This is a genomic window from Pseudomonas sp. S49 (assembly GCF_009866785.1).
GTDB lineage: Bacteria > Pseudomonadota > Gammaproteobacteria > Pseudomonadales > Pseudomonadaceae > Aquipseudomonas.
Map to the genome: position 1 here is coordinate 5,076,254 of NZ_CP019432.1, position 24,829 is coordinate 5,101,082.

Annotated in this window: 27 protein-coding genes; 13 read left to right on the plus strand and 14 right to left on the minus strand. The window is 59.5% G+C overall.

The genetic code is table 11. From position 1 onward, the window contains the following. Positions 1-107: 107 nt before the first annotated feature. Entirely contained in the window at positions 108-1,427 is a 1,320-nt protein-coding gene (locus PspS49_RS22355) for a PAS domain-containing methyl-accepting chemotaxis protein (protein WP_160041507.1), read from the plus strand. Positions 1,428-1,586: 159 nt separating this feature from the next. Then, positions 1,587-2,120: a DUF1003 domain-containing protein gene (locus PspS49_RS22360; RefSeq protein WP_150750318.1), complete on the plus strand. Its 534-nt coding sequence runs from the start codon at positions 1,587-1,589 to the stop codon at positions 2,118-2,120. On the opposite strand, the gene PspS49_RS22365 is transcribed toward PspS49_RS22360, so the two are convergent. Next, on the minus strand, positions 2,121-3,062 hold the full coding sequence (locus PspS49_RS22365; RefSeq protein ID WP_160041509.1) for a LysR family transcriptional regulator: 942 nt from the start codon (positions 3,060-3,062) through the stop codon (positions 2,121-2,123). 15 nt (positions 3,063-3,077) lie between these two features. Between PspS49_RS22365 and PspS49_RS22370 the strand changes: the two genes are divergently transcribed. Together PspS49_RS22370 and PspS49_RS22375 are read left to right on the plus strand one after the other, a co-directional pair. Further along, positions 3,078-3,782, plus strand: coding sequence for a CTP synthase (locus PspS49_RS22370; protein WP_160041511.1), 705 nt, complete (start codon positions 3,078-3,080; stop codon positions 3,780-3,782). Further along, on the plus strand, positions 3,782-4,087 hold the full coding sequence (locus PspS49_RS22375) for an antibiotic biosynthesis monooxygenase (RefSeq protein WP_160041513.1): 306 nt from the start codon (positions 3,782-3,784) through the stop codon (positions 4,085-4,087). Before PspS49_RS22370 ends, PspS49_RS22375 begins: the two co-directional genes overlap by 1 nt. A 125-nt stretch (positions 4,088-4,212) precedes the next feature. Here PspS49_RS22375 and PspS49_RS22380 read toward each other — a convergent pair whose 3' ends face one another. Beyond that, positions 4,213-4,539 carry a DUF2025 family protein gene (locus PspS49_RS22380; protein ID WP_160041515.1) on the minus strand — a complete coding sequence of 109 codons (327 nt, stop codon included), beginning with the start codon at positions 4,537-4,539 and terminating at the stop codon, positions 4,213-4,215. 221 nt (positions 4,540-4,760) lie between these two features. Here PspS49_RS22380 and PspS49_RS22385 point away from each other — a divergent pair, with 221 nt between their 5' ends. Further along, positions 4,761-5,888, plus strand: coding sequence for a glycerophosphodiester phosphodiesterase (locus tag PspS49_RS22385; protein ID WP_160041517.1), 1,128 nt, complete (start codon positions 4,761-4,763; stop codon positions 5,886-5,888). A gap of 162 nt (positions 5,889-6,050) precedes the next feature. Next, the gene (locus tag PspS49_RS22390; RefSeq protein ID WP_007963131.1) at positions 6,051-6,356 is read left to right on the plus strand and encodes a PepSY domain-containing protein; all 306 of its coding nucleotides are present in this window, start codon (positions 6,051-6,053) and stop codon (positions 6,354-6,356) included. Between the two features lie 500 nt (positions 6,357-6,856). Here the strand turns inward: PspS49_RS22390 and PspS49_RS22395 are convergent, their stop codons facing one another. Then, positions 6,857-7,303, minus strand: coding sequence for a hypothetical protein (locus tag PspS49_RS22395; RefSeq protein ID WP_150750322.1), 447 nt, complete (start codon positions 7,301-7,303; stop codon positions 6,857-6,859). A 110-nt stretch (positions 7,304-7,413) separates the two neighbouring features. Further along, positions 7,414-9,036, minus strand: a complete 1,623-nt coding sequence (locus PspS49_RS22400) for a methyl-accepting chemotaxis protein (protein WP_160041519.1) — start codon at positions 9,034-9,036, stop codon at positions 7,414-7,416. Positions 9,037-9,313: 277 nt separating this feature from the next. Between PspS49_RS22400 and PspS49_RS22405 the strand changes: the two genes are divergently transcribed. Then, positions 9,314-10,336, plus strand: coding sequence for a transporter (locus tag PspS49_RS22405; RefSeq protein WP_099756971.1), 1,023 nt, complete (start codon positions 9,314-9,316; stop codon positions 10,334-10,336). 224 nt (positions 10,337-10,560) lie between these two features. Beyond that, the gene (locus tag PspS49_RS22410) at positions 10,561-12,174 is read left to right on the plus strand and encodes an inorganic phosphate transporter (RefSeq protein WP_127929460.1); all 1,614 of its coding nucleotides are present in this window, start codon (positions 10,561-10,563) and stop codon (positions 12,172-12,174) included. A gap of 124 nt (positions 12,175-12,298) precedes the next feature. Here the strand turns inward: PspS49_RS22410 and PspS49_RS22415 are convergent, their stop codons facing one another. Further along, positions 12,299-13,195 (minus strand): LysR family transcriptional regulator, encoded by an 897-nt coding sequence (locus PspS49_RS22415; RefSeq protein ID WP_127929461.1) that lies wholly within the window; start codon positions 13,193-13,195, stop codon positions 12,299-12,301. A gap of 121 nt (positions 13,196-13,316) precedes the next feature. Between PspS49_RS22415 and PspS49_RS22420 the strand changes: the two genes are divergently transcribed. Beyond that, positions 13,317-14,075 carry an SDR family oxidoreductase gene (locus tag PspS49_RS22420; protein WP_150775225.1) on the plus strand — a complete coding sequence of 253 codons (759 nt, stop codon included), beginning with the start codon at positions 13,317-13,319 and terminating at the stop codon, positions 14,073-14,075. 117 nt (positions 14,076-14,192) lie between these two features. Here the strand turns inward: PspS49_RS22420 and PspS49_RS22425 are convergent, their stop codons facing one another. Beyond that, positions 14,193-14,630: a multidrug/biocide efflux PACE transporter gene (locus PspS49_RS22425; protein WP_160041521.1), complete on the minus strand. Its 438-nt coding sequence runs from the start codon at positions 14,628-14,630 to the stop codon at positions 14,193-14,195. An 89-nt stretch (positions 14,631-14,719) separates the two neighbouring features. On the opposite strand from PspS49_RS22425, the gene PspS49_RS22430 reads away from it, so the two are divergent. Beyond that, positions 14,720-15,574 (plus strand): LysR family transcriptional regulator, encoded by an 855-nt coding sequence (locus PspS49_RS22430; protein ID WP_160041523.1) that lies wholly within the window; start codon positions 14,720-14,722, stop codon positions 15,572-15,574. 328 nt (positions 15,575-15,902) lie between these two features. On the opposite strand, the gene PspS49_RS22435 is transcribed toward PspS49_RS22430, so the two are convergent. Genes PspS49_RS22435 through PspS49_RS22445 form a run of 3 tightly spaced genes read right to left on the minus strand, consistent with a single transcriptional unit; the run spans position 15,903 to position 17,947 of the window. Then, entirely contained in the window at positions 15,903-17,144 is a 1,242-nt protein-coding gene (locus tag PspS49_RS22435; RefSeq protein ID WP_160041525.1) for an RNA polymerase sigma factor, read from the minus strand. After that, positions 17,137-17,481, minus strand: a complete 345-nt coding sequence (locus tag PspS49_RS22440; RefSeq protein WP_077574226.1) for a YciI family protein — start codon at positions 17,479-17,481, stop codon at positions 17,137-17,139. Before PspS49_RS22440 ends, PspS49_RS22435 begins: the two co-directional genes overlap by 8 nt. Before the next feature lie 40 nt (positions 17,482-17,521). Further along, positions 17,522-17,947 (minus strand): nuclear transport factor 2 family protein, encoded by a 426-nt coding sequence (locus PspS49_RS22445; protein WP_150775230.1) that lies wholly within the window; start codon positions 17,945-17,947, stop codon positions 17,522-17,524. A 140-nt stretch (positions 17,948-18,087) separates the two neighbouring features. Between PspS49_RS22445 and PspS49_RS22450 the strand changes: the two genes are divergently transcribed. Further along, positions 18,088-18,573, plus strand: coding sequence for a GNAT family N-acetyltransferase (locus tag PspS49_RS22450; protein ID WP_127929467.1), 486 nt, complete (start codon positions 18,088-18,090; stop codon positions 18,571-18,573). An 18-nt stretch (positions 18,574-18,591) separates the two neighbouring features. Beyond that, the gene (locus PspS49_RS22455; protein WP_160041527.1) at positions 18,592-19,197 is read left to right on the plus strand and encodes a pyridoxamine 5'-phosphate oxidase family protein; all 606 of its coding nucleotides are present in this window, start codon (positions 18,592-18,594) and stop codon (positions 19,195-19,197) included. A 59-nt stretch (positions 19,198-19,256) separates the two neighbouring features. On the opposite strand, the gene PspS49_RS22460 is transcribed toward PspS49_RS22455, so the two are convergent. The 3 genes from PspS49_RS22460 to PspS49_RS22470 all read right to left on the minus strand — a co-directional run bounded on the left by PspS49_RS22460 (position 19,257) and on the right by PspS49_RS22470 (position 21,282). Next, positions 19,257-19,745 carry an N-acetyltransferase gene (locus PspS49_RS22460; RefSeq protein WP_150750329.1) on the minus strand — a complete coding sequence of 163 codons (489 nt, stop codon included), beginning with the start codon at positions 19,743-19,745 and terminating at the stop codon, positions 19,257-19,259. 312 nt (positions 19,746-20,057) lie between these two features. Further along, the gene (locus PspS49_RS22465) at positions 20,058-20,552 is read right to left on the minus strand and encodes a GyrI-like domain-containing protein (RefSeq protein ID WP_122598741.1); all 495 of its coding nucleotides are present in this window, start codon (positions 20,550-20,552) and stop codon (positions 20,058-20,060) included. Positions 20,553-20,619: 67 nt separating this feature from the next. Then, positions 20,620-21,282 carry a LysE family transporter gene (locus tag PspS49_RS22470; RefSeq protein ID WP_160041529.1) on the minus strand — a complete coding sequence of 221 codons (663 nt, stop codon included), beginning with the start codon at positions 21,280-21,282 and terminating at the stop codon, positions 20,620-20,622. 139 nt (positions 21,283-21,421) lie between these two features. Between PspS49_RS22470 and alaC the strand changes: the two genes are divergently transcribed. Then, entirely contained in the window at positions 21,422-22,639 is a 1,218-nt protein-coding gene (gene alaC / locus PspS49_RS22475; RefSeq protein WP_160041531.1) for an alanine transaminase, read from the plus strand. Between the two features lie 163 nt (positions 22,640-22,802). On the opposite strand, the gene PspS49_RS22480 is transcribed toward alaC, so the two are convergent. Together PspS49_RS22480 and PspS49_RS22485 are read right to left on the minus strand one after the other, a co-directional pair. After that, positions 22,803-24,158, minus strand: coding sequence for a GntP family permease (locus PspS49_RS22480; protein ID WP_038362591.1), 1,356 nt, complete (start codon positions 24,156-24,158; stop codon positions 22,803-22,805). Positions 24,159-24,240: 82 nt separating this feature from the next. Further along, on the minus strand, positions 24,241-24,774 hold the full coding sequence (locus tag PspS49_RS22485) for a gluconokinase (protein ID WP_007917804.1): 534 nt from the start codon (positions 24,772-24,774) through the stop codon (positions 24,241-24,243). Positions 24,775-24,829 lie beyond the last annotated feature (55 nt).

Below are 24,829 nucleotides of genomic sequence, written 5' to 3' on the forward strand. Positions count from 1 at the left end.
GCTGGCATTGAGCAGTCACCGCCGAATGCCGTCCGCGCATTCGGTCTGCCAGCGCGGAAATAGGGACTGAATCCTCGATCTTCCCCTTCTTCCAGAGTACTGCGAGCATGTTCTTCAATCGCCACAAAGCCGTCGTCGATGACCTTCAGCGCACCCTCACCGAACAAGCCGGCCTGCTCGACGCGATCAATCGCTCGATGGCGGTGATCGAATTTGACCTCGATGGTGTGGTGCTGCGCGCCAATGACAACTTTCTCAAGACCATGGGTTACACCGCCGAACAAGCGATCGGCCAACCGCATCGGCGTTTTTGCACACCGGAATTCGGCCGCAGTGCTCAATACACGGATTTGTGGTCACGCCTGAAAAACGGCCATTTTCAGTCCGGGACATTTGAACGGGTCGACAGCAAGGGCCAGCCGATCTGGCTGGAAGCCAGTTACAACCCGATCAAGGATGCCTCGGGGCGCGTGGTAAAAGTGGTCAAGTACGCCATGGACGTGACCGCCAAGGTGCAGCAGGAAAGTGAGGCCAATGCCAAGTTGCAAGCGATTGACCGGGCAATGGCGGTCATCGAATTCAACCTCGACGGCAGCATTCTTACGGCCAATCAGAATTTTCTGACGCGCATGGGTTACACCCTCGCCGAGCTGAAAGGCAAACATCACCGTTTGTTCTGCACGCCTGCACTGGTCAACAGCAGCGCCTATGAGGATTTCTGGCGGCGCTTGAACCAGGGCGAGCTTTTCCAGGGGCAGTTCGAACGCGTGGATAAACGTGGGCAAACGGTGTGGCTCGAAGCCAACTACAACCCGGTTTACGACGCCGCCGGGCGCTTGTGCAAAGTGGTGAAGTTCGCTTCTGATGTGACTGCCCGAGTCGAACAACACGAGCAGGACGCACGCAGTGCCAGCGCGGCGTATCACATCTCGGTAGCGACGCGAAAAGTCGCCGAGCAAGGCACTCAGGTGATCCAGCAAGCCGCCAGTGAAATGCGCGAAATCGCCGAGGACATTGCCCAATCTTCAACGTTGATTGCGCAACTGGGTGAACGCTCCGAGCAGATCACCGCCATCGTCAACACCATCCGCGCGATTGCCGACCAGACTAATTTGTTGGCGCTGAATGCCGCGATTGAGGCAGCGCGCGCCGGTGAACAGGGTCGCGGTTTTGCCGTGGTCGCTGACGAAGTGCGGCAATTGGCGGCTCGAACCAGTGGCTCGACCGCAGAGATTTCCAACATGATCGGTTTGATCCAGAGCGAGACCCGGCAAGCCATCAAGAGCATGGAAGGCACCCGGGGTCGCGCGGCTGAAGGGGTCGAGTTGGCGAATCAGGCGGGGACGGTGATCTTGCAGATTCGCGATGGTGCCAGTGAGGCAGTGGATGCGGTGAGCATGTTTGCCAATGAGCGGGTGCCGGGGTAATTGATGCAGAGTCAGTAGACCGCGGCGCGGCCTTCGCGAGCAGGCTCGCTCCCACAGGGAAATGCATTCCAATGTGGGAGCGAGCCTGCTCGCGAAGGGGCCGGTCGCCACCACGCAGGGCTATAGTGACTACACGTCCCACGCCCTGCCGAGTGCACCATGACCACTGAAAAAACCGCAACAACGGAATCAGCTCCCGTCGATCACCTGCGCTTCCACCGCCCCCACGCCCACCTCAACACCACCTTCGGCAACGACACGTTCGCCCTGCGCGCCGAGGCGTTTGCGCGGTTCTTCGGCACGCCGATGTTTCTCGGCGCACAAACCCTGATTGTGCTGTTGTGGGTCTGCCTCAATGTGTTTGGCGTGACCACCTTCGACGTTTACCCGTTCATCCTGTTGAACCTCGCTTTCAGCCTGCAATCGGCCTACGCCGCACCGCTGATTCTGCTCGCACAAACCCGTCAGGCCGCCCGCGACAAGGCGCAAGCCGATGCCGACGCGCAACATCGTGAAGCGTTGGCACAGGCCAATACCGAGCGTCAGGCCCAAGCCGCGAAAAACACCGCGCAGTTGCTTGAGCTGCTGGAGCAGAACACCCGCCTCACCGAGATGACCAAAAACCTCACCGAACGCATCGCCAGCCTGACCAGCGAGTTGCACGATCACATGCGCCAGAATCCGCAGCGCTGATCACGGCAAACGTAGCGCCCGCCCCAATTCATCGAACAGTGTCACCACCGAGCGCAAGGCCCGGCAATCCGGGCGGGTCAGCAGCCACAGCGCGGTGTCGTAACCGTGCAGCGGCTCGCTTAACGCCTGCAAACCGTCGGTGATCAGAAAGTCCGGCAACGCCGCCACGCCGAGGCCTGCGCGGACCAGTTCGGTGACCGACAACATGCTGTTGCAGCGATAGCGCGGGGTGACGCCGGGTAGATGCTGACGACGCCAGGCGATGGTTGGGTGATCGGGTAGAAAGTCGTCCGGGGCGATCCAGGTCAGCGCTGCCAGATCCGAAGCATCGACGTTTTGCAGATAGCGCGAACTGGCGCAGACCCGGTAGGAAATCTTCGCCAGTTGCCGTCCGACCAGATGCTCCGGCGGTGTACGCGTCAGGCGCAGGGCAATGTCGGCATCGCGCCGACTGAGGTTGGCGAAATCGTTGGAGGTGCTGAGCTCAATGGTCAGTGCCGGGTAATTGGGCATGAACTGCGCCAGCGCCGGCAGCAGCAAACCCTGCAACACCGAATCGGTACAGGTCAGGCGCACCGTACCGCTGACCACTTCGCCGCCCTGCTCCACGCCAATGCGCGCAGCTTCCAGTGCCTGTTCGGCGCGTTCGGCTTGCTCGGCCAGTGTCTGCGCGAGGGTTGTCGGTAAATAGCCGGCGCGGCTTTTTTCGAACAGTTGCAGACCGAGTGCGGCTTCGAGACGGCGCACGGCGCGAAACACCGTCGACACGTCGACCTTCAACAGCTGCGAAGCGCGGGCCAGAGAGCCGCCTCGTACCAAGGCCAGAATCAGGGCGAGATCGGGGTAATCGAGCTGATAGTGCGTCGCTGCATTGATCACTTGGGGAAACGCCCATATTGAGTGCGTGAACGCCAATCTATAGTGAGGGCCATCAATCAACAAGCGCAGGGAACTTCCATGGAAAACAGCGCCATCCGTATCGCCCTGATTGGCGATTACGACCCGCAGGTCACCGCTCACCAAGCCATTCCCGTCGCCCTCGGGCTGGTCGCCGAACACCTCAACCGCAACGTGCAATTCGAATGGTTGCCCACCGAGCAGATCCACGCCGATACGCCGCTCGAGCGGTTCGACGGTTTCTGGTGCGTCCCCGCCAGTCCTTACAAAAGTGAAGCCGGCGCATTGCGGGCGATCCGTTTTGCCCGCAAACAGCAGCGCCCTTTCCTCGGCACCTGCGGCGGTTTTCAGCATGCGGTGCTGGAATTCTCCCGCAACGTGCTGGGCTGGGAGGATGCGGAACACGGTGAAACATCGCCCGACGCTGAACGCGCGGTACTCACGCCGTTGACCTGTTCGCTGGTGGAAGCGGTAGACAGCATTCATCTAGTGCCCGACTCGTTGATCGCCAAGGCGTACGAAACGTCGCAAATTCGTGAAGGCTATCGCTGCCGCTTCGGTGTGAATCCGCTGTTCGAACAGCAACTGTTGAACGATCGGCTACATGCTGTCGGTCATGATTCGTCAGGGGATTTACGCGCGATCGAACTCAAGGATCACCGGTTCTTTGTCGCGACGTTGTTTCAACCGGAACGTGCGGCGCTCAAAGGGTTGATGCCGCCGCTGGTGCGCGCGTTTGTTGAAGCTTGTGGGGAGGCACGTTGATGACTGCCTGCTTTGCGGTGATTTTTACGTCGACTCGCACCGAGGGTGACAATGGGTATGCCGAGGCGGCTGAGCGCATGGCTGCGTTGGTCAGTGAGCAGCCGGGGTTTCTTGGGGTGGAGTCGGTTCGAGGAGCGGATGGCGTTGGGATTACGGTGTCGTATTGGCAGAGCGAAGCGGCGATTCTGGCGTGGCGGCAGCATCCTGAGCATCGGGTGATTCAAGCGCGTGGGCGCTCGGAATGGTATTCGGCGTTTCATACGCGGGTGTGCCGGGTTGAGCGTGAGTATCGGTTCGGGCAATAAAATGGCGGCGTATTGACGGCCGCTTTCGCGAGCAGGCTCGCTCCCACAGGGGATTTGTGAACACCACGGTTCCCATGTGGGAGCGAGCCTGCTCGCGAAGAGGCCCTTACCCTCACAGAAAAACTTCAGCCCCGTACCAGACTACGCACCGCGACGATCTCCGGCACTTCAACCTTGCTCATATACACCCGCAACGGCTCGGTGATGTTGATCCGGTCATCGATATTCTGATCCAGCAACAACTGAATCAACTCGCGTTTAAGCGTCATGGCCTGCGCTGTCGCCGGTGCCCAGACGAATTCGTTCACAGGAATAATGCCGTCATCGGCCACGTCCATACCGAACGAATCTTCGCTGAAGCGCACGATGTACTGACCGGTTTTACGGTTGAGGCCGACAAATCCCTTGAGATCGTCGGCGGCCTGGCAGATGAGTTGGGAGGTGATGCGCATGGTAAACCTCACGAAAGATGATCGATGGTTTACACGCAGGGCAACTGAGCGGCGCGCCCTCTGCCGGAGCGTCTGCCGTGGGCAAGCGTACTGCAAACAGCGCCACAAAAGTGCAGGAAAAATCGCTTTTAATACGTTTATGTCGGTCCTGCGATAGCACGCAATCGATTCAGTTGCTAAAAGATACGTCTTTGAAAATGCCCTGCGAAAGGAACTCGAACATGCCCGCTACTTTCACCAAAAGCGCCCTGGTCCTGAGCCTCCTGCTCGGCCTCGGTCAGGCGCACGCCGCCAGCCACAGCGATCCCGATGCGGTCGCTGCCGCCAACGGCATCCCGCACCCGGCGGTGATCGCTCACCGTGGCGCGTCCTTCGATGCGCCGGAATCCACGGCGGCGTCCTACAAACTGGCGCGTGATCTGGGCGCCGATTACCTGGAAATGGACTTGCAGCGCAGCAAGGACGGCGTGCTGTTCGCCCTGCACGACGACAACCTGCAACGCACCACCGACGTCGCCAGCAAGTTTCCGGAGCGCAAGGACGCCTCGGCCACCGCGTTCACCATGGCCGAACTGAAAACCCTCGACGCCGGCAGCTGGTTCAACGCCAAGTACCCGGATCGCGCCCGCCCGTCCTACGCCGGGCTGAAAATTCTGACCCTCGATGAAATCATCGACATCGCCCAGGCCAACCCGCAACACAAGCCGGGCCTGTACATCGAGACCAAAGAACCGCAACTGTTTCCGGGGATCGAGAAAGACCTGAAAGAGAAACTGCAGGATCGCGGCTGGCTGAGCCCGGCCGGTTCGAAACTGGCGAAAAGTGCGCTGGGTGTGGGTCAGGGCAAGGGCAAAGTGATCCTGCAAACGTTCGAGAAAAACAGCCTCGAACTGCTGCAAAAAGAAATGCCGCAAGTGCCGAAAATCCTCCTGCTGTGGGTCGGCGAAGGCAGCATCGAGCCGAAATCCAAGATGACGTTTGCCGAATCCGGCGAGAAAGACAAAAACGTTTTCTACGGCAAACAAGAGCCGAAGTCTGAAGCCCAATTCAAACAATGGGTGGATTACGCCAAGGCCCAGGGTGCCATCGGCACCGGCCCTTCGGCGAAGCTGACCAAGGGCGGCGACCAGAGCTATTCGGATCTGGTGCAACCGTGGATGAACCAGTACACCCACGATCAGGGCCTGCTGGTGCACGTCTACACCGTCGACGAGCCGGTGGACTTCGAGAAAGTCATGGCGGCAGGTGTCGACGGCATCTTCACCAACCGCGCCAGCGAACTGTTGAAGTTCTACAAACGCCCGGCGGCTGGCACCGTTGATCAGGTGTTGAAGAACAACGGCTTCTGATCTGAAATCGAGGCGCCTTCATCGCGGGCAAGCCACGCTCCCACAGGTTCTGTGCAGGTGCATGGCTTGCCCGTTTTGTTTGGGTGCGGGGTTTTAAGGGTGAGTTAAGTTGCGCTGGTTAACCTGAGGCCACTTAAACGAATCACCCCAAGGAATGAACCGATGAAAACTTTGACTGCCCTGTTTACTGCCGCTGCCCTGACTCTTACCGCTGGCCTGGCCCAGGCTGATGTTCGCGTTGACCAGATTCCGCAACTGGTCAAGGAAGGCAAGATCAAGTCGCTGGAGTCGATGAACGCCGAAGCGCTGAAACTGCATCCGGGTGCGACTATTACTGACACGGATCTGGATAACCACTTCAATGGTTATGAGTATGAAGTTGAGCTGAAGACGGCTGATGGTAAAGAGTTTGATGTGGACTTTGATGCGACCACTGGCAAGGTGCTGAGCAACAAGCAAGACACTTGATACCTCGTATAAAGCAAGCCGCACGATTGAGAGATCGTGCGGCTTTTTTCATGTCTGGTGTTTGGCTTTGTTGATGGGTTGTCAGTGAGATTTTCTCCCCCTCACCCCAGCCCTCTCCCCCAAGGGGGCGAGGGGGAAAGGGAGCCGATCGGGGGCTATTTCAAGACCTGAGTTCGACTCGATATTTCAGGTCGGCGCAACTCAAATAATCACTCCGGTCAGCCCCCTCTCCCTCTGGGAGAGGGCTAGGGGGGAAAGGGAGCCGATCGGGGGCTATTCAAGACCTGAGTTCGACTCGATATTTCAGGTCGGCGCAACTCAAATAATCACCCCGGTCAGTCCCCTCTCCCTCTGGGAGAGGGCTAGGGGGGAAAGGGAGCCGATCGGGGGCTATTCAAGACCTGAGTTCGACTCGATATTTCAGGTCGGCGTACCTCGAATAGTCACCACGGTCAGTCCCCTCTCCCTCCGGGAGAGGGCTAGGGTGAGGGGAAAGGGCATCACGCCGAGGTGCTGACCAGCGAACCCGAGGTGCTCGAGTCGGAATCCTGCAACGCCTGCAACAATGAGGCTGTGGCGGTGGACAGGGAGGCCGAAGTGGCGGTGATCTGCGCTTGGGCGGCAGCCACCTCGGCGACCTTCGCATCAGAATTTTCCTGCTTCGCCTGGGCCGCTTGCAACGCCTGTTGCTCTTCCTGCAATTGCTTCTGCAGTTCGGCAATCTGCTTGCGCAGTTCCTTCACCGAATCCGATTCTTCGCTGCTGCTGGAGCTGCTGTCACCCGCCGGAGCGGCCCCACCACCGGTGGCGACTTTACCGGTATCGGCCGTAGCGCCAGTGCTGGCGGCTGCCGTGGTCGAGGTATCGTCACCGACGTCGCTGATTGCGGTTTTGCTCGAAGGTGTGGTGACGGTCTGATTGATCGAGACAGAAGTGATGCTGACCATGGAAAGGCTCCAATGCCGGTTATAGATAACCGGTCATCGACCACGGCCGCAGGTAATTGAGATCGACAGTGTACCGACTCGGTATCCGAACCGGTACACAGTCGATGGCGTCAGGCGCTCAGGCGCGCGGTGACTTCGTTCAGTTGCCCGGACAGACCATGCAGGTTCTGGCTGGCGCTTTCGGTGCGCTGGACGTTGTCGAGGTTGGTGCTGGCGATCGAAGTGATCTCGGTGAGGTTGCGCGAGATGTCTTCGGCCACCGAGGTCTGCTCTTCCGCAGCAGTAGCGATCTGACGGTTCATGTCGCGGATCGCTTCCACGGCGTGGGTGATGCGCTCCAGCATCGCGCCCGCCTGGGTCACCTGCTCGACACTTTCTTCGCTACGCGTCTGGCCGCTGTCGATGGCTTGTGCGGCGTCCACCGCACCGGTCTGCACGCTCTGAATGATCTGGTTGATCTCGATGATCGACTCGGCAGTGCGCTGTGCGAGATTGCGCACTTCATCGGCAACCACCGCAAAACCACGCCCGGCTTCACCGGCGCGCGCCGCTTCAATCGCAGCGTTGAGCGCCAGCAGGTTGGTCTGTTCGGCGATGCCGCGAATCACTTCCAGCACTTTGCCGATGCGGCCGCTGTCGGCTTCCAGACGACGAATCACCGTGGCGGTGTTGGCGATTTCACCGCGCATCTGGGTGATCGAGTGAATAGTGCTCTGCATGACCTTTTCACCCTGTTGGGCGGACTGGTCGGCATCGTCGGCAGCACGCGCGGCATCGGCGGCGTGACGCGCCACTTCCTGCGCGGTGGCGGACATTTCGTTCATCGCCGTGGCCACCTGATCGGTGCGGTTGAACTGCTCGTTGGTGCCACCGGCCATGGTCGTGGCGATCGCGTTCAACTCGCCGCTGGCGCTGTCCAGATCACTGGCGCTGCGCTGCAGACGAGTGAAGGTTTCGGCGAGGAAGTCGCGCAAGGTGTTGGCGGCTGCGGCGAGGTTGCCCAGTTCATCCTGACGGTCGCTGACCACGCGTTCGGCGAGTTTGCCGCGGCTCAACTGCGTGACGTAATCAATGAGTTTGCGAATCGGCTCGACCAGGTTGCGGTTGACCAGCCACAGGCTCAACAAACCGATCAGCAGACCCGACGCGAGCATCACCAGCAGCCCCAGCCACACGGTGCGATCAGCCTCGGCACTGATCAGCGCCGACTGCGCGGTGCCTTGCTTGCGCAACTCGGCGACCAGTTCGCTCATCTGATCACTGGCGGCACGGTCAACGCCTTTGACCGCCGCGTCACCCAGCGTCGGATCACCACCAGCAGCCACGTAGGCATCACGTCCCTTCTGATAAGCGCTACCCAACTGGCGGTGTTCTTCACGCAAACGTTCAATGCGCGATTTCAGGCTGGGCTCTATGCCTTTCTGGCTGGCCAGTTCACCAAGGATCTTCTGCACATCGCGCTGACGATCTTCGAACTGACCCCAATACTTGGCCAGATCCGCCGGTTGCTTGCCGCGCAGCAGGACGTTTTTCCACTCCTGCACCTGCACCTTGAATTGCAGGTTGGCTTCGTCGATCAGCTGCGAGGTGTGCAGGGGACCGGCGATCAATTGGCTGTAGCTTTGCACGCCGTTGGACAGGAAATGAAAACAGGCCAGCGCAATCAACAGCACCGCCAGCAGGCTGCCGCTCAGCAAGGCGAGAATTTGCGCTCTCAGGGATTTTTGCAGCATCGCAAGATACTCAAGACAGGGATGAGGTACGCCCGGTAAGGCGTGAAATTTTGCCGGACATCCATGTCGGCGAGCCTTGGCTCATGGCAAATGGCGCGCAACCTAACGCACCTGTGATCGGCGCGCCAGAGGGCTTCTTGAAGAAAATCCGACCGTCGGTAAGTCGCTGATTTGACGTCACCTTGCTGTCATATAAATGTCATGTGACATTGCGATGATGCGGCTCAGTGAACCTGCCATTTGCGCGACCGACGCACCCTCCTCGCAGCGAGCCTTCATGAACCACAGCCTCGATATCAGCCATCGCGATCCTGATCTGTTTGGCCTGCTCTACGGCTTTCGTTTCCTGCCCGGCGAACGTGGCCGCGAAGTCGATTCGGCGACAGCGTTGCGCTGTTTGCAGGACGACAACGACACGGGCGAATTCCTCTGGCTGCACCTCAATCTTGCGCATGCGGCGTGCGAACGCTGGATGAAAAGTCATCTGCAATTGCCCGAAGAGTTTTTCGAGGCGCTGCACGAAGGCTCGCGTTCGACGCGTATCGAGCATGTCGATTCGGCGTTGCTGGCGGTGGTCAACGATGTGGTGTTCAACCTCAGCAGCATGGTCTCTTCGGATGTGTCGACGCTGTGGGTTTGTGTGCGCAGCAAACTGATCGTCAGCGCGCGCTTGCAACCGCTGCACTCGGTGGACAAATTGCGCTCATCGGTGAAGGCCGGCGAACGCTTTCGTTCGCCCTCGGAATTGCTCGTGCACCTGCTACGCGATCAGGGTGAGGTGCTGACGCAGATCGTGCGCAAGACCAGCATGAGTGTTGATCAGGTCGAGGACGAATTACTCTCCTCGCGGCTGTCGACCAACCGCGCCGAACTCGGTGCCAACCGGCGCGTGCTGGTGCGTTTGCAACGGCTGCTGGCGCTGGAACCGGGCTCGTTGTTACGCCTGCTTAATCGGCCGCCGCCATGGTTGCAGAAGGAGGACGTCAAGGAGCTGCGCAAATCCACCGAGGAGTTTGCGTTGATCATCAACGACCTCACGGCCCTCGGCGAGCGGATCAAACTGCTCCAGGAAGAGATCGCCGCCAACCTCAACGAGCAGAGCAACCGTACGCTGTTTACTCTGACGGTGGTGACTGTGCTGGCGCTGCCGATCAACATCATTGCCGGTTTTTTCGGGATGAATGTGGGCGGGGTGCCGTTGTCGCAGGATCCGGAGGGGTTCTGGATATTGGTCGCACTGGTGGCGACGTTTACCGTGATTGCCGGGCGTTGGGCGTTTCGCAAGCGCGGAGACTACTGACGCCTGAACGCTCGTTCCCACGCTCTGCGTGGGAATGCATCAAGTGACGCTCTGCGTCACAGGGACGCGGAGCGTCCCGGGCGTCATTCCCACGCAGAGCGTGGGAACGAGCAGAAGACCGACGGTTGGGTTAATCAGCCAAACACTGACATGGCGCAGTCTCTCTGTAACATTCTGCAACGATCATGGGCGACATTCCTTCCCTCGCTCAGGATTGTCCTGCCATGGCTACTCCCTCCCTGACCGCCAGCCCCGCGTCCGCCGCCAGCGGCAGGCCAGCCCTCGACAAGAAAACCAGCCCGTTTACCTACGTGATCTTTTTCGCCGTGCTGGCGATGGGGATGCTGTTCACCGCCTACAGCCTGATGCACGACATGCACGAACTCGGCACGGTGGTCACCACCTGGACGCCGTTTCTGCTGCTCGGTGTGGCGTTGCTGATTGCCCTGGGTTTCGAGTTCGTCAACGGTTTCCACGACACCGCCAACGCCGTCGCGACGGTGATTTACACCCACTCGTTGCCGCCGAACGTGGCGGTGGTCTGGTCGGGGTTCTTCAACTTTCTCGGCGTGCTGCTTTCGAGCGGCGCAGTGGCGTTCGGCATCATCGCCTTGCTGCCGGTGGAGTTGATTCTGCAGGTCGGTTCGTCAGCCGGTTTTTCGATGATCTTTGCTCTGCTGATTGCGGCGATCCTGTGGAACCTCGGCACCTGGTGGCTGGGTTTGCCGGCGTCGTCATCGCACACGCTGATCGGCTCGATCATCGGTGTCGGCGTGGCCAATGCCTTGATGCACGGCCGCGACGGCACCAGCGGTGTCGATTGGGCGCAGGCGACCAAGATCGGTTATGCGTTGCTGCTCTCGCCGTTGGTGGGTTTCGGTTGTGCGGCACTGTTGCTGCTGGCGCTGCGCGCCTTCGTGAAGAATCGTTCGCTGTACAAGGCACCTGAAGGCAACACGCCGCCACCGTGGTGGATTCGCGGTTTGCTGATTCTGACCTGCACCGGCGTGTCCTTCGCCCACGGCTCCAACGACGGCCAGAAAGGCATGGGCCTGATCATGTTGATTCTGGTCGGTACGCTGCCAATGGCCTATGCCTTGAACCGCACGATGCCAGAAGAACAATCGTTGCAGTTCGCCGCTGTGGCACAAGTCACCCAGCAAGCGCTGGTGAAAAGTGCGCCGCTGCCGACGCCGGCCGATCCGCGTGCAGTCCTTTCCGATTACGTGCGCAGCAAAGACGCCACGCCGCAACTGATCCCCGCCCTCGCCGCCCTCACCGGGCACATTGGTGAAGAAGTCAAAGGCTACGGTTCGCTGGCGAAAGTCCCGGCCGAAGCCATGGGCAACGTGCGTAACGACATGTACCTGGCCAGCGAAAGCATTCGCCTGATGGACAAGAACAAGGTCGGCAATTTCGACGCTGATACCAGCAGCAAACTGCAACTGTTCAAACAACAGATCGACAACGCCACGCGATTTATTCCGCTGTGGGTGAAGATCGCCGTGGCCATCGCGCTCGGGTTGGGCACCATGGTTGGCTGGAAGCGGATTGTGGTGACGGTCGGCGAGAAGATCGGCAAGACCCACCTGACCTATGCGCAAGGTGCCTCGGCGGAAACCGTGGCGATGTTGACCATTGGCGCGGCGGACATGTTTGGTTTGCCCGTTTCGACGACGCATGTGTTGTCATCCGGTGTAGCCGGAACCATGGTTGCCAACGGTGGCGGGTTGCAGATGAAGACCATCCGCAATCTGTTGATGGCGTGGGTGCTGACCCTACCGGCGGCGATCCTGCTGTCAGGCAGCCTCTATTGGCTGTTCACCCAGATCTTCTGACCGAAGAAAGTCCCCTGTAGGAGTGAGCCTGCTCGCGATAGCGGTGTATCAGTCAACATTGATTAAACTGACACACCGCTATCGCGAGCAGGCTCACTCCTACAGTTTTGACCGGTGTTCAGGTTTAGAGCGCGGAGCGAATCAGATCGCCCAGCCAATCCATAAACACTCGCACCCGCAACGGCAAATGCCGCTGCCGCGCATACAACAATGAAATCCCCATCGCCGGCGCCGTGAACTGCGGCAACACGGTCACCAGTTCGCCGTTTTCCAGATGCGGCTGCATGCCGGTTCGCGGTACCTGCGTCAGACCAAAACCGCCGAGGCACGCCGCCTCGTAAGCGTCAGTGCTGTTGACCGTAATGCTGCCAGCCATCGGCAAGCGTTTAACCTGACCGCCCTCCTCGTACACGAACCCTTCCGAACGCGAACCCAATACGCCGACGTAATGCACCAGTCGATGCTGCGCGAGATCTTCCAGCGACTCCGGCACGCCGTAGCGCTCGAGGTACGCGGGGCTGGCGCAATTGACCATGGGGAAGTCACCGAGGTGCCGCGCGACCACCGATTGATCCGGCTGCGCGCCAATCCGCACCACGCAATCGAACCCTTCGCTGAGCAAGTCGACGCGGCGGTCGGTGCTGCTGATTTCCAGTTCCAGATTCGGGTGGCGATCCATGAACTGCGGCAAGCGCGGCATGATCAGGCGCCGCGCGAGAATGTTCGGCAGGTCGACACGAATGCGCCCGGTCAGCGACGCCTCGTCCTGGCGGAACAAGCCTTCGATCTCATCCATGTGCGAGAGCAGATCCTTGCTGCGTTCGTACAGCACCAGACCGTCCTGCGTCGCCTGTACTTTGCGTGTGGTGCGTTGCAGCAGGCGCGTGCCGAGTAACGCTTCCAGCGCCTGCACATGTTCCGACACGGTGGAGCGTGGCAGGCCGAGATTTTCCCCGGCGAGGGTAAAACTCGACAGTTCGCTGACCCGCACGAAGGTGCGCAGCAGTTCCAACTTGTTCATGAGGCACCTGTCGATTGTTCGGCTAATCCGATCAGTGATTCCGGCTTAGTTCTGTTTATCACCTTAGGGCGGATAAATAAACTGAGTCCCATCACCACTCACCGCAATCGAGGAAGCTTCCATGAACCGCAAAATCGCATTGATCACTGGCGCCAGTCGTGGCCTGGGCAAAAACGCAGCGCTGCACCTCGCTGCTCAAGGCATCGACATCATCGGCACCTACAACAGCCGCGCCGATGAAGCCCAGGCGCTGGTGCTTGAACTGGAAAAATTCGGCGGCAAAGCCGTGATGCTGCAACTGGATGTCAGCCGCAGCGAGAGTTTTGCCGGTTTCGGTGTGCAGGTTGAGCACGCGTTGCAGGAAACCTTCAAACGTCAGCGCTTTGATTTCCTGATCAACAATGCCGGCATTGGCGTGCACGCGCTGTTCGCCGAAACCACGCCGGAGCAGTTCGATCTGCTGATGAACATCCAGTTGAAAGGGCCGTTCTTTCTGACCCAGCAGTTGCTGCCACTGATTAACGACGGCGGACGCATCATCAATATTTCCAGCGGCCTGACCCGTTTCAGCCTGCCGGGTTACGGCGCTTATGCGGCGATGAAAGGCGCGATGGAAGTGCTGACCCGTTATCAGGCCAAGGAGCTGGGTGCGCGGCAGATTGGCGTAAACATTCTTGCTCCGGGCGCCATCGAAACTGACTTCGGTGGTGGCGCAGTACGCGACAACTCGGCGCTGAATGCGATGGTCGCCAGCAACACCGCGCTGGGCCGAGCCGGTCAGCCGGATGATATTGGCGGAGCGTTGGCGCTGCTGCTGTCGCCGGGTGGACAGTGGATCAATGGCCAGCGTGTTGAGGCATCCGGCGGTATGTTCCTCTAACTAACGCTGAAATACTTTCCCTTGTGGGAGCTGCCGAAGGCTGCGATCTTTTGATCTTGCGCTTAAAAATCAAGAGCAAAAGATCGCAGCCTTCGGCAGCTCCTACACGGGGTGGTGTTAGCCTTGGCAGGCGTTGCGGGTCATGAAGCGCTCGCGCACTACGTCATAGCCCCAGTGATACACATAGGTGTACGGCAGGAAAAACAGCAACACGCCGATGTCGAGCAAAAACGCCTGCCACAGGCTGACCGACAGCCACCAGGCAATCAACGGCACGCCCATCACGATCAAACCACCCTCGAACAGCAGCGCGTGCACCACCCGTACCCAGGCGTTATGCGCGACGTTCATGCGCGCCAGCATACGGTCGAAGAAGCGGTTGAACACCACGTTCCAACCCAGCGCCAGCAAGGCGATCAACACGGTCACCGCGCCCATTTCAAGCATCGGTTTTTGCATGATCCACGCCAGCAACGGGGTGCAGATCAGAATCGCCAGCAGTTCGAAACCGATGGCCTGAAAAATACGTTCAGTGATGGATTTATTGGCAGTCATAGCCCGAGTCCTTGAGTGAAGATGGTTGCCATGATCCATCCTAAAACCGATACTTCATAATCAATAACCATCGATCAAGGCGATAGTTGATGATCTCGCAAGAAGTGCTGTTGGCGTTTGTCCAGGCTGCCACGCAAGGTTCGTTTTCGGCAGCGGCGCGCAAGCTCGGGCGCAGTCAGTCGACTATTAGCACGGCGGTGGCCAGCCTGGAGATTGATCTGGATCTGCTGTTGTTCGATCGCAGCAGCCGCAAACCGACGCTGACTCCCGCCGGGCATGTGATGCTGCAACGCGCCGAGGCGATTCTGGCGGCCAGCAGTCGCATGGAAATGACTGCGCGGCAGTTGTCCCAAGGCGTCGAACCGAAGCTGACGGTGGCGATTTCCGATACCTATCAGTCGGACCGTTTTGAAGCGGCGTTGGTCGGGTTTGAGCAGCGTTATCCGGATCTGGAGCTGGAATGTTTGATTGCCGAATGTGATGACTTGATCGAATTGGTCCAGCGTGGTCGTGCGCATCTGGCGTTCGCCGAAATGCAAGAGAGCTACCCGCCGGATCTGGTCACCTCGACCGTGGCCGAGCGCACGGAAATTGCCTTGTTCGTCAGTCGTGAGCATCCGCTGGCGAAGCTTGATCACATTGATCAGCATGTGCTGGAGCAGCACCGCGAATTGCGTCTGGCGACCATCGTCAATCCGTATGACAGTCGCGGCAAAGGTCGGGGGTGGTCGGCACCGAGTTATCTGATGCTGCTGGAAATGGCCGAAAAAGGTTTTGGCTGGGCGCCGTTGCCGCGCTGGCTGGCGCAGCGCTTCGGCAATGATCTGCTGGTGGAGTTGAAAGTGCGCGGCTGGCCTAAGCCGGTGTTTGTTGATGCCTTGTGGTCGCGGCTGTATCCGCCGGGGCCGGCGGGGAGTTGGTTGTTGAGCAAGATGCTGGAATAAGGGTTGAAGATCGAGCCACCCTCACCCCAGCCCTCTCCCGGAGGGAGAGGGGGTCGACCGAGGTGTCTTGCGTCAGACATCGACCTGAGAGACCGAGTCGATTGTGGATTCATTGGATATGAGCTCAAAAGCCCCTCACCCCAGCCCTCTCCCGGAGGGAGAGGGAGCCGACCGAGGTGTCTTGCGTCAGACATCGACCTGAGAGACCGAGTCGATTATGGATGTATAGCTACGGTATACACCTCGATTATGGATTCAAAGCCGATCGTTCAAGTCGGTGAACCTCTTTAATATCCCCCAATCAGTCCCCTCTCCCCCTGGGAGAGGGCTAGGGTGAGGGCAATTCCAGCACCATGAGCCGCCCTTGAATAAACCGCCGCTCCGGCTCTTGTCGAGTCAGCTCCAACGCCCGCAAATACGCCGTCCTCGCCTCTTCCACCCTGCCCAACTGCCGACAAAACTCCGCCCGCGCCGAATGCGCCAAGTGGTAATCCTGCAGCTCTCCTCGCGCCAAAATCCCTTCAATCAGATTCAACCCTGCCAACGCCCCGTCGCGCTTGGCCACCGCCACCGCCCGATTCAACTCAATCACCGGCGAAGGCACCGCCCGCAACAGCACGTCATACAAACCAACGATCTGCTCCCAATCCGTCTCCCCAGCCGTCGGCGCCTCGGCATGCACCGCCGCAATCGACGCCTGCAAACAATAGGGCCCAAACCGCCGCGTGGTCAGCGCACGCTCAACCAGCGCACAACCTTCAGCAATCAGCCCGGCATCCCACTGAGATCGATCCTGATCATCCAGCAGCACCAACTCACCACTCGGCGAAGTGCGCGCCGCCCGTCGCGATTCGTGCAACAGCATCATCGCCAGCAACCCCATCACCTCCGGCTCCGGCAGCAACTCCATCAACAACCGCCCCAGCCTGATCGCCTCACGGGTCAGATCCTCACGGATCAGCTCAGCCCCACCCGACGCCGAATACCCCTCGTTGAACACCAGATAAATCACCCGCAACACACTGTCGAGGCGCTCGGGCAATTCGCTCAGGCTCGGTACTTGATAAGGGATTTTCGCATCACGGATCTTGGCTTTGGCGCGCACGATGCGCTGGGCAATTGCCGCCGGCGCGGAGAGAAAGGCGCGGGCGATTTCCTCGGTGGTCAGGTCGCAGACTTCACGCAAGGTCAGCGGCACCTGCGCATCCGCCGCCAGTGCCGGGTGGCAGCAGGTGAAGATCAGCCGCAGGCGATCGTCTTCCACGTCTTCACCGCTCCAGTCGGCCTGTTCAAGTTCTTCCAACTGCGCCAACAACAATGGTTGCGAGGCCTTGAACCGTGCGCGGCGGCGTAACACATCAATCGCCTTGAAGCGCCCGGTAGACACCAGCCAGGTGCGCGGATTATCCGGCACGCCGTCGCGCTGCCAGCGCTCGACCGCGACGAAGAACGCCTCGTGCAAGGCTTCTTCGGCGAGGTCAAAATCACCCAGCAGACGAATCAGCGTCGCCAGAATCCGCCGCGAGTCTTCGCGATAGACCTGCTCGACCCGCGCCCGAACCTCAGACATTCAACTGCCGCACCGGCCGCACTTCAACGCTGCCAACCCGCGCGGCCGGAATGTTGCCGGCGACCTGAAGCGCTTCGTTGAGATCTTTGGCGTCGATCAGGTAGAAGCCGGCCAGTTGCTCCTTGGTTTCGGCAAACGGGCCATCGGTAATCGACAGTTTGCCGTTGCGCATACGCACCGTGGTGGCGGTCTGCACCGACTCCAGCGCTTCGGCGGCAACCATCCGCCCGCTGCCCTGAATCGACTCGGCATAAGCCCAGCACTCGGCGTCTTCCGGGCTGTCGGGCGATGAATGCAGCAGGCGCTCATCGCTGTAGACCAGGCATAAATACTTCATGGCGTTCTCCTGAATCGGACGGTTCAACTATGGCTGAAGATCAGGGAGTCACATCGAACAGCGTCGCGCCGCTCATCGGATCGAACGGCGCCGACCAGTGTTCGTGGACGATTTTCCACGCCCCGCCAATCTGCCGATAGCAGGCGGTGACGCGCATCCAGCAGCTCTGGGTTTCGCCCTTGTCATTGGTGCCGCCGCAGTTGGCTACCCAGTGGGCGAAGGCGATGTTGTCGGCGGTTTCGATGGCGATTTCGTGGAACTCGAAGATGTGCGGGCCGGGGCACATTTCCATGCACTCGACCCAGTGCGCGCGGTAGGCGGGCTTGCCCTTGAATTGCAGGGCCTTGATCGCGTCGAAGGAGACGATGTCATCGGCATACAACGCCATGACTTTCTCCACGTCCTTGGTCATGACGGCTTCGCGGTAGGTGTTGATCAGGGTCTGGATTTCAGATTGTGCGCTCATGGTGTTCTCCGTGGTTTTTGTTGTGAAGACACCCTTAGTCGTTCGGCGATTGGGCAGATCGACAGAGCAAACAAAAAAATTCTACAGAAGACAAAATCGCTAGAATCCGCGACTTACCTTGTAGGAAAAAGGAAATTCCCGTGTCAGCCCAACTCGTGCCGTACGACAGCCTGAACGCCTTGCAGCGTCAGCAAGTCGAGGCGATTGAAATCCATGCCGAGCAGATCAAGTTCTCCGGTGATATCCACGGCGCACTGCACACGCTGCTGTCGAAACCCGGCCCCGGCGTGAAAGGTTTCGCGCTGTTGGCGGATGACGTGCCGGTGGCGTTTCTGCTGCTCAAGCGCCCGCCGGTGTTGCCCGCCTGGGCCAATGAGCACAGCGCCACCTTGCATGCGTTGCAGGTCGATCGCCGCGCGCAGGGCAAGGGTTTCGGCAAGGCCTGTCTGCAAGCGCTGCCCGAGGTTGCGCGTCAGGCTTGGCCGGAGATCAAGGGGCTGGAATTGTCAGTAGATGCGGATAACGACGCGGCCATCGCCCTGTACGCCAAACACGGCTACGTCGACAGCGGTGAAGCGTACAAGGGCCGGATCGGTTACGAACGGCGCATGGGCCTGGTTTTCTAAGTCATCGAGGGATGCACGATGATCGATTCAATCGAAGCGCTGGAAGCGATTTACGGACTGCCCCACGAGCGGGCGGTGCGCAAGCAGATCGGTTTTCTCAACGAGGATTATCAGGCGATGGTGCGGGTTTCGCCGCTGGTGATTGTCAGCTCGGTGGGCGCCGATGGCCTCGATAATTCGCCGCGCGGGGACAAGCCCGGGTTTGTGCGGATCATCGATGAGCGCACCCTGGCCCTGCCGGATCGCCCGGGCAACAACCGCATCGATACCCTGCGCAATGTGCTGCAGGATTCGCGGGTGTCGTTGTTGTTCATCATTCCGGGCATTGGCGAGACATTGCGGGTCAACGGCACGGCGACGATCAGCGCAGATCCGCAACTGCTGGAAAGCTTTGCGGTGAATGGCAAACCGGCGAAAACGGTGTTGCTGGTGACGGTGGAAGCGGCGTTTTTTCACTGCTCGAAAGCCTTCGTCCGCTCCGACGCATGGAACCCGGAAACCCACCTGCCGCGCTCCGCCCTGCCCTCTGCGGGCGCCTTCCACAAGCGCCTGAACGATGGCGAATTCGACGCCGAAACCTACGACCGAGAAGCCCCGAAAAGAGTAAGTGACACCCTCTACTGATACTCCCGTAAATGATCGTTCCCACGCTCCGCGTGGGAACGATCAGTATCGGGCTGGCTTTAGAGGGTAAGGATCATCTCGTGCCACGCCATGCCGCCGTGGTCCGACTCCGACGGCTTGATGTAGGCAAAGCCAAACCCGGCATACAGCGGAATATGTTTTTCCTTACACATCAAATGAATCGTCGCTTTATCCATCCCGCGCATGCGCTCGATGAACTCGCCCATCAAACGCTTGGCCAATCCCAGCCCCTGATAATCCGGGTGCACCACCACCGACATGATCACCACGTTCGGGCCTTTCGGGTCGTGGCCGATCAACTCTTTGAACGCCTCGTCCGACATCTGCACATCAAACGCCGCGCCGGAGTTGACGAAACCCGCCACCACGCCATCTACCTCGGCAACGATAAAGCCCTCTGGCCAAGTGGCAATGCGCGTAGCGATCTTCTCGAGGGTGGCCGCTTCGTCACCTTCGTAGGCAACGGTTTCGATGGCGTAGCAGCGGTCCAGATCGGTGGCGGTGACGTTGCGGATAACGGTGTTCATAGCGGCTCGGAAATCAGCAGAAGAAAGTGCCGAAAGCATAAAGGAATAAGGCCTGCATATCGATCCGCACGGACGGCGTAAAGCTTGCGTATAAGCGCTTTTCTTCGTGGTCGGGGCGGGCTATTTCTCAGGTGTGTCTCTAGTCACCCTTGGGGGGAAACAACTTATGAGCAGCGTGCAGATCGGTCTGTTGATGGTGTTGGGCATCAGTACCTTCGGCTTTATCACGCTGGCAGTCGACCTGCTGCGTACGCGGCGTAAACAGCGTTGAAAGCCTGAGGCGGATCATTGATCCGCCTCACTGCTGCGGGTTCAGGCCTTGGTATCGACCGGCACGCAGATTTCCAGCTTGCCGGTGTGCAGCTTCGGATTGAAATCGGCGCTGTAGCGCTCCAGCTCCGGGGCATTGAGCTCCACGTAATGAGAGCTCGGCAGCCAGGTCTTGTAGATGTATTGCAGGGTTTGCGGCAACTGATCGAGCGGTCCCTTGTGCTCGAACACCGCGTATTGCCGGGGCAGCACTTCCACCCACTGGTAGACCTTCTGGTCGAGGTCATCGAGCTTGCTGATTTCCACCCCGGCGATGTAATCGAAGCCGCCCTTGCCATCGAAGTTGCTGCAGACACCGTAGGTCACTTCGTTCTTTTGCCCCTGGATCTTTCCCAGGTGCGGCAAGAACTTTTCCCACAGCGCCGGAATGTCTTTGGCTGTGTCTTGGGTAAATCGACCGCGAAAGCCTGCAATCAGCAGGAAGTGTCCATGTTCGAAGCGAGGTTCAGCCACTTCGACGCGTGTTTGCTCATCCATGACTCGACTCCTGGAACAAAAAAGGGGTTCGGCTGGGAGTATAGAAAGCCAAACCCAATTCGCACGCTTACAGCGAATGCAACTGCTCGACGGCGCCCGAACCGACAAACTCGTTATAGCCGGATACGATCACGTAGACCGCGAAATAGCAGAAGATTGCTGCAGATGCCAGGTAGGAATAGCGCAACAGCTTGTCGCCCAGCAGTTTGCCGCCGTGGCTCGCCGCGAAGCACAAACCCGCCGACCACAGCAGTCCGGCGCAAAGGAAACCGCCAAGGAACAGCGCCGAACTCAAAGGGCCGCCGCCACCGGAACGGGCAATCAAGGTGCCGCCGACCGCTGCAAACCAGAGAATCGCGCTTGGCGATGACATGGCGAGAAAAATCCCCCGGAAGAACTCCTTGCGATGGGAGTTCTGCCCCACCTCAGCGGTCGCGGCCAGTTGCGCTTCGTGATGAATCGCCGAGTAAATCATCTTCGCCGCGAAGTAGATCAGCAGTGCCGAACCACCGATCCACAACACCCAACGCACGCTTTCGTACTGCAGCAAAACCGTCATGCCGGCCAGCGCCAGCACCGCGTAAACCAGGTCACCGACGCAAGTGCCGAGGCCCAGCGCAAAGCCCTGAAAGTAACCGCGCTGCATCGCCAGCGTGATCATGGCGATGTTGGCCACGCCGATATCCAGGCACAGCGAAAGGCTCAGCAAGAAGCCGCTGGTGAATTCCATCTACCGATTTCCTTGGGACAAAATTGTTTACAAACGGGCTGGACAGTATGCCATCACTGACCTTATCTTCCGCCACAGGTCACCGCAGTGACCAGCGTCGCTCGGACGGTTCCGGGCGCTTACGTTATCCGAGGCAACAATGGCTGAACAAGGTTCGCCGCGCCGCTTTGCGCGCATAGATCGACTCCCCCCTTACGTTTTCAACATCACCGCCGAGCTGAAGATGGCCGCGCGGCGTCGTGGTGAAGACATCATCGACTTGAGCATGGGCAACCCCGACGGCGCCACGCCGCCGCACATTGTCGAAAAACTCGTCCAGGTTGCCCAACGCGAAGACACCCACGGTTACTCGACGTCCAAGGGCATTCCGCGCCTGCGCCGGGCGATTTCCAACTGGTACAAGCAACGCTACGAAGTCGACATCGACCCGGAAAGCGAAGCCATTGTCACCATCGGTTCCAAGGAAGGCCTGGCGCATCTGATGCTGGCGACCCTGGATCAGGGCGACACTGTTTTGGTGCCCAACCCGAGCTATCCGATTCACATCTACGGTGCGGTGATTGCCGGCGCCCAGGTGCGTTCGGTGCCGCTGGTGCCGGGCGTGGACTTCTTCGATGAGCTGGAACGGGCCATTCGCGGTTCGATTCCGAAGCCGAAAATGATGATCCTCGGCTTCCCGTCGAACCCGACTGCGCAGTGTGTGGAGCTGGATTTCTTCGAACGGGTGATCGCCCTCGCCAAGCAGTATGACGTGCTGGTGATTCACGATCTGGCTTACGCCGACATCGTCTACGACGGCTGGAAAGCCCCGTCGATCATGCAGGTGGCGGGTGCCAAGGACATCGCGGTGGAGTTTTTCACCCTGTCCAAGAGCTACAACATGGCCGGCTGGCGCATCGGCTTCATGGTCGGTAACCCGGAACTGGTCAACGCCTTGGCGCGGATCAAGAGCTACCACGACTACGGCACCTTCACCCCGCTGCAAGTCGCGGCGATTGCTGCGCTGGAAGGTGATCAGCAGTGCGTGCGCGACATTGCCGAGCAGTATCGCCAGCGCCGCAACGTGCTGGTCAAAGGTCTGCATGAACTGGGCTGGATGGTCGAGAATCCGAAGGCGTCGATGTATGTCTGGGCGAAGATTCCTGAGCAGTACGCACATCTGGGTTCGCTGGAATTCGCCAAAAAACTGCTGGCCGAGGCCAAGGTGTGCGTCTCGCCGGGGGTGGGGTTTGGCGAGTATGGCGATGACCATGTGCGCTTTGCGCTGATCGAAAACCAGGACCGGATTCGTCAGGCGGTACGCGGGATTCGCGGGATGTTCCGGGCGGATGGCCTGGCCCCGAAAACCACTGCCTGACGCACTGATCGTTCCCACGCTCCGCGTGGGAATGCCTCAATGGACGCTCTGCGTCCGCTTTGGGACGCAGAGCGTCCCGGGCTGCATTCCCACGCAGAGCGTGGGAACGATCACCCACAAAAAAACCGCATCGCTGCGGTTTTTTTGTGTCTGCAAGAAGCGCTTACACGAACAGCGACAACAGCAGGATAAAGCCCAACGCGACGATGGAGAGGATGGTTTCCATCGCTGTCCAGGTCTTGAACGTCTCGGCCACGGTCATGTTGAAGTATTGCTTCACCAGCCAGAAACCGGCGTCGTTCACGTGGGACAGGATCAACGAACCGGCACCGGTAGCCAGCACCAGCAGCTCACGATTCACACCCGGAATCATCCCCACCACCGGCACCACAATGCCCGCGCCGGTAATGGTTGCCACAGTCGCCGAACCGGTTGCGATACGAATCACCGCCGCCACCAGCCACGCCAGCAGGATCGGCGAGATCTGTGCGCTGACCGCCATGTGGCCGATCACGTCGCCCACACCGCTGGTCACCAGCATTTGTTTGAAGCCACCGCCGGCACCGATGATCAGGATGATCGCCGCGGTTGGCGCCAGGCTCGCGTCGAGCCACTTGAGCATCTGTTGCGAACCGATGCCCTGCTTGTGCCCGAAGGTGTACAGCGACAGCAGCAACGCCAGCAGCAACGCGGAGATCGGGTGACCGATCATGTCCATCCAGGTGCGGAAGAAATGACCGTCCGGCAGCGCCACGTCAGCGAAGGTTTTCAGCAGCATCAGGAACACCGGCAACAGCACAGTGATCAGGGTGATGCTGAAGCTCGGCAGCGTGGTCGAATCGTCATTTTCGCGGGCCAGTTGATCGACCAGTTCCTGATTCGGGTGACCCGGAATGTGCTTGGCGATGAACGTACCGAAAATCGGGCCGGCGATGATCGCGGTCGGCAGCGCAACGATCAGACCATAAAGAATGGTCTTGCCGATGTCAGCGCCGAACACACCGATGGCCAGCAGCGGACCCGGGTGCGGTGGCACCAGACCGTGCACCGCGGACAGGCCGGCGAGCAGCGGGATACCGATCTTGATGATCGACACGCCAGTGCGGCGCGCAACGATGAACACCAGCGGAATCAGCAATACGAAGCCGATTTCGAAGAACAGCGGAATGCCCACCAGGAACGCGGCGAACATCATCGCCCACTGGACTTTGTCTTTACCGAACGCCCGGATCAGGGTCTGGGCGATCTGATCCGCCCCGCCCGATTCGGCCATCATTTTGCCGAGCATGGTGCCCAGCGCAAGGATGATGCCGACGAAACCGAGCACGCCACCGAAGCCGTCCTGGAACGCCTTGATGATGGTGCCGATCGGCATGCCCGACGTCAGGCCGAGGAACGCGGCGGCGATGGTCAGGGAAATGAACGGGTGAATCTTGAATTTGGTGATCAGGATAATCAGGCCGATTACCGTGACCACTGCATCGAGCAGCAGGAACGTCTCATGGGACATGCCAAACATTGGGGGTGTCTCCTGGATTGTTGTTGTTATTAAAGCGGGTTAAACAGAAGTCGGGAGGACAGCGCTATCTCTTTCAACACACTCATACCGCCTGCTTCAGACCGTGGGCCTGCCACCAGACATGAGCCTGGGACGCCAGTTCTTCAACGCTGTGGATCGAAGCATTCAGGGCCAAGGTCAACGGCTCGCCCTTGGGCGATTCGAGGGTGGCGAACTGGCTTTCGATCAGCGTGGCCGGCATGAAGTGGCCCGGACGATGGGACACACGCTCAGCGGCAACTTCAGGGGTCAATTCAAGAAACACGAAGCCCAGGCCCGGCAAGGCACTGCGCAACACTTCGCGATAACTGTGTTTAAGGGCCGAGCAGGTCAGCACCGGACGTTTGCCCGATGCATCAACGCGACGCAGTTCATCGCACAGGCTGTCGAGCCAGCCGGCACGGTCGTCGTCGTTCAGGGGGATCCCCGCGCTCATCTTTTCGATGTTCGCGGCCGGATGGAAAGTATCGCCTTCAATGGCAGTGGCGCCGCTCAATTGGCACAAGGCCTCGCTGACGCACGTCTTGCCGCAACCGGCAACGCCCATGATGACCAGGGCGGTGATGGGATGACTCATATAACACCTCAGCGCGCAGACAGCGCTACCTTTGCTAGCTATGACTCTAGTGCAC

Excerpts from the sequence above, each read along its gene's own strand:
- PspS49_RS22355 (WP_160041507.1), top strand. The coding sequence starts at position 108 with ATGTTCTTCAATCGCCACAAAGCCGTCGTCGATGACCTTCAGCGCACC.
- PspS49_RS22360 (WP_150750318.1), top strand. The coding sequence starts at position 1,587 with ATGACCACTGAAAAAACCGCAACAACGGAATCAGCTCCCGTCGATCAC.
- PspS49_RS22370 (WP_160041511.1), top strand. The coding sequence starts at position 3,078 with ATGGAAAACAGCGCCATCCGTATCGCCCTGATTGGCGATTACGACCCG.
- PspS49_RS22375 (WP_160041513.1), top strand. The coding sequence starts at position 3,782 with ATGACTGCCTGCTTTGCGGTGATTTTTACGTCGACTCGCACCGAGGGT.
- PspS49_RS22380 (WP_160041515.1), bottom strand. The coding sequence starts at position 4,539 with ATGCGCATCACCTCCCAACTCATCTGCCAGGCCGCCGACGATCTCAAG.
- PspS49_RS22385 (WP_160041517.1), top strand. The coding sequence starts at position 4,761 with ATGCCCGCTACTTTCACCAAAAGCGCCCTGGTCCTGAGCCTCCTGCTC.
- PspS49_RS22390 (WP_007963131.1), top strand. The coding sequence starts at position 6,051 with ATGAAAACTTTGACTGCCCTGTTTACTGCCGCTGCCCTGACTCTTACC.
- PspS49_RS22395 (WP_150750322.1), bottom strand. The coding sequence starts at position 7,303 with ATGGTCAGCATCACTTCTGTCTCGATCAATCAGACCGTCACCACACCT.
- PspS49_RS22400 (WP_160041519.1), bottom strand. The coding sequence starts at position 9,036 with ATGCTGCAAAAATCCCTGAGAGCGCAAATTCTCGCCTTGCTGAGCGGC.
- PspS49_RS22405 (WP_099756971.1), top strand. The coding sequence starts at position 9,314 with ATGAACCACAGCCTCGATATCAGCCATCGCGATCCTGATCTGTTTGGC.
- PspS49_RS22410 (WP_127929460.1), top strand. The coding sequence starts at position 10,561 with ATGGCTACTCCCTCCCTGACCGCCAGCCCCGCGTCCGCCGCCAGCGGC.
- PspS49_RS22415 (WP_127929461.1), bottom strand. The coding sequence starts at position 13,195 with ATGAACAAGTTGGAACTGCTGCGCACCTTCGTGCGGGTCAGCGAACTG.
- PspS49_RS22420 (WP_150775225.1), top strand. The coding sequence starts at position 13,317 with ATGAACCGCAAAATCGCATTGATCACTGGCGCCAGTCGTGGCCTGGGC.
- PspS49_RS22425 (WP_160041521.1), bottom strand. The coding sequence starts at position 14,630 with ATGACTGCCAATAAATCCATCACTGAACGTATTTTTCAGGCCATCGGT.
- PspS49_RS22430 (WP_160041523.1), top strand. The coding sequence starts at position 14,720 with ATGATCTCGCAAGAAGTGCTGTTGGCGTTTGTCCAGGCTGCCACGCAA.
- PspS49_RS22435 (WP_160041525.1), bottom strand. The coding sequence starts at position 17,144 with ATGTCTGAGGTTCGGGCGCGGGTCGAGCAGGTCTATCGCGAAGACTCG.
- PspS49_RS22440 (WP_077574226.1), bottom strand. The coding sequence starts at position 17,481 with ATGAAGTATTTATGCCTGGTCTACAGCGATGAGCGCCTGCTGCATTCA.
- PspS49_RS22445 (WP_150775230.1), bottom strand. The coding sequence starts at position 17,947 with ATGAGCGCACAATCTGAAATCCAGACCCTGATCAACACCTACCGCGAA.
- PspS49_RS22455 (WP_160041527.1), top strand. The coding sequence starts at position 18,592 with ATGATCGATTCAATCGAAGCGCTGGAAGCGATTTACGGACTGCCCCAC.
- PspS49_RS22460 (WP_150750329.1), bottom strand. The coding sequence starts at position 19,745 with ATGAACACCGTTATCCGCAACGTCACCGCCACCGATCTGGACCGCTGC.
- PspS49_RS22465 (WP_122598741.1), bottom strand. The coding sequence starts at position 20,552 with ATGGATGAGCAAACACGCGTCGAAGTGGCTGAACCTCGCTTCGAACAT.
- PspS49_RS22470 (WP_160041529.1), bottom strand. The coding sequence starts at position 21,282 with ATGGAATTCACCAGCGGCTTCTTGCTGAGCCTTTCGCTGTGCCTGGAT.
- alaC (WP_160041531.1), top strand. The coding sequence starts at position 21,422 with ATGGCTGAACAAGGTTCGCCGCGCCGCTTTGCGCGCATAGATCGACTC.
- PspS49_RS22480 (WP_038362591.1), bottom strand. The coding sequence starts at position 24,158 with ATGTTTGGCATGTCCCATGAGACGTTCCTGCTGCTCGATGCAGTGGTC.
- PspS49_RS22485 (WP_007917804.1), bottom strand. The coding sequence starts at position 24,774 with ATGAGTCATCCCATCACCGCCCTGGTCATCATGGGCGTTGCCGGTTGC.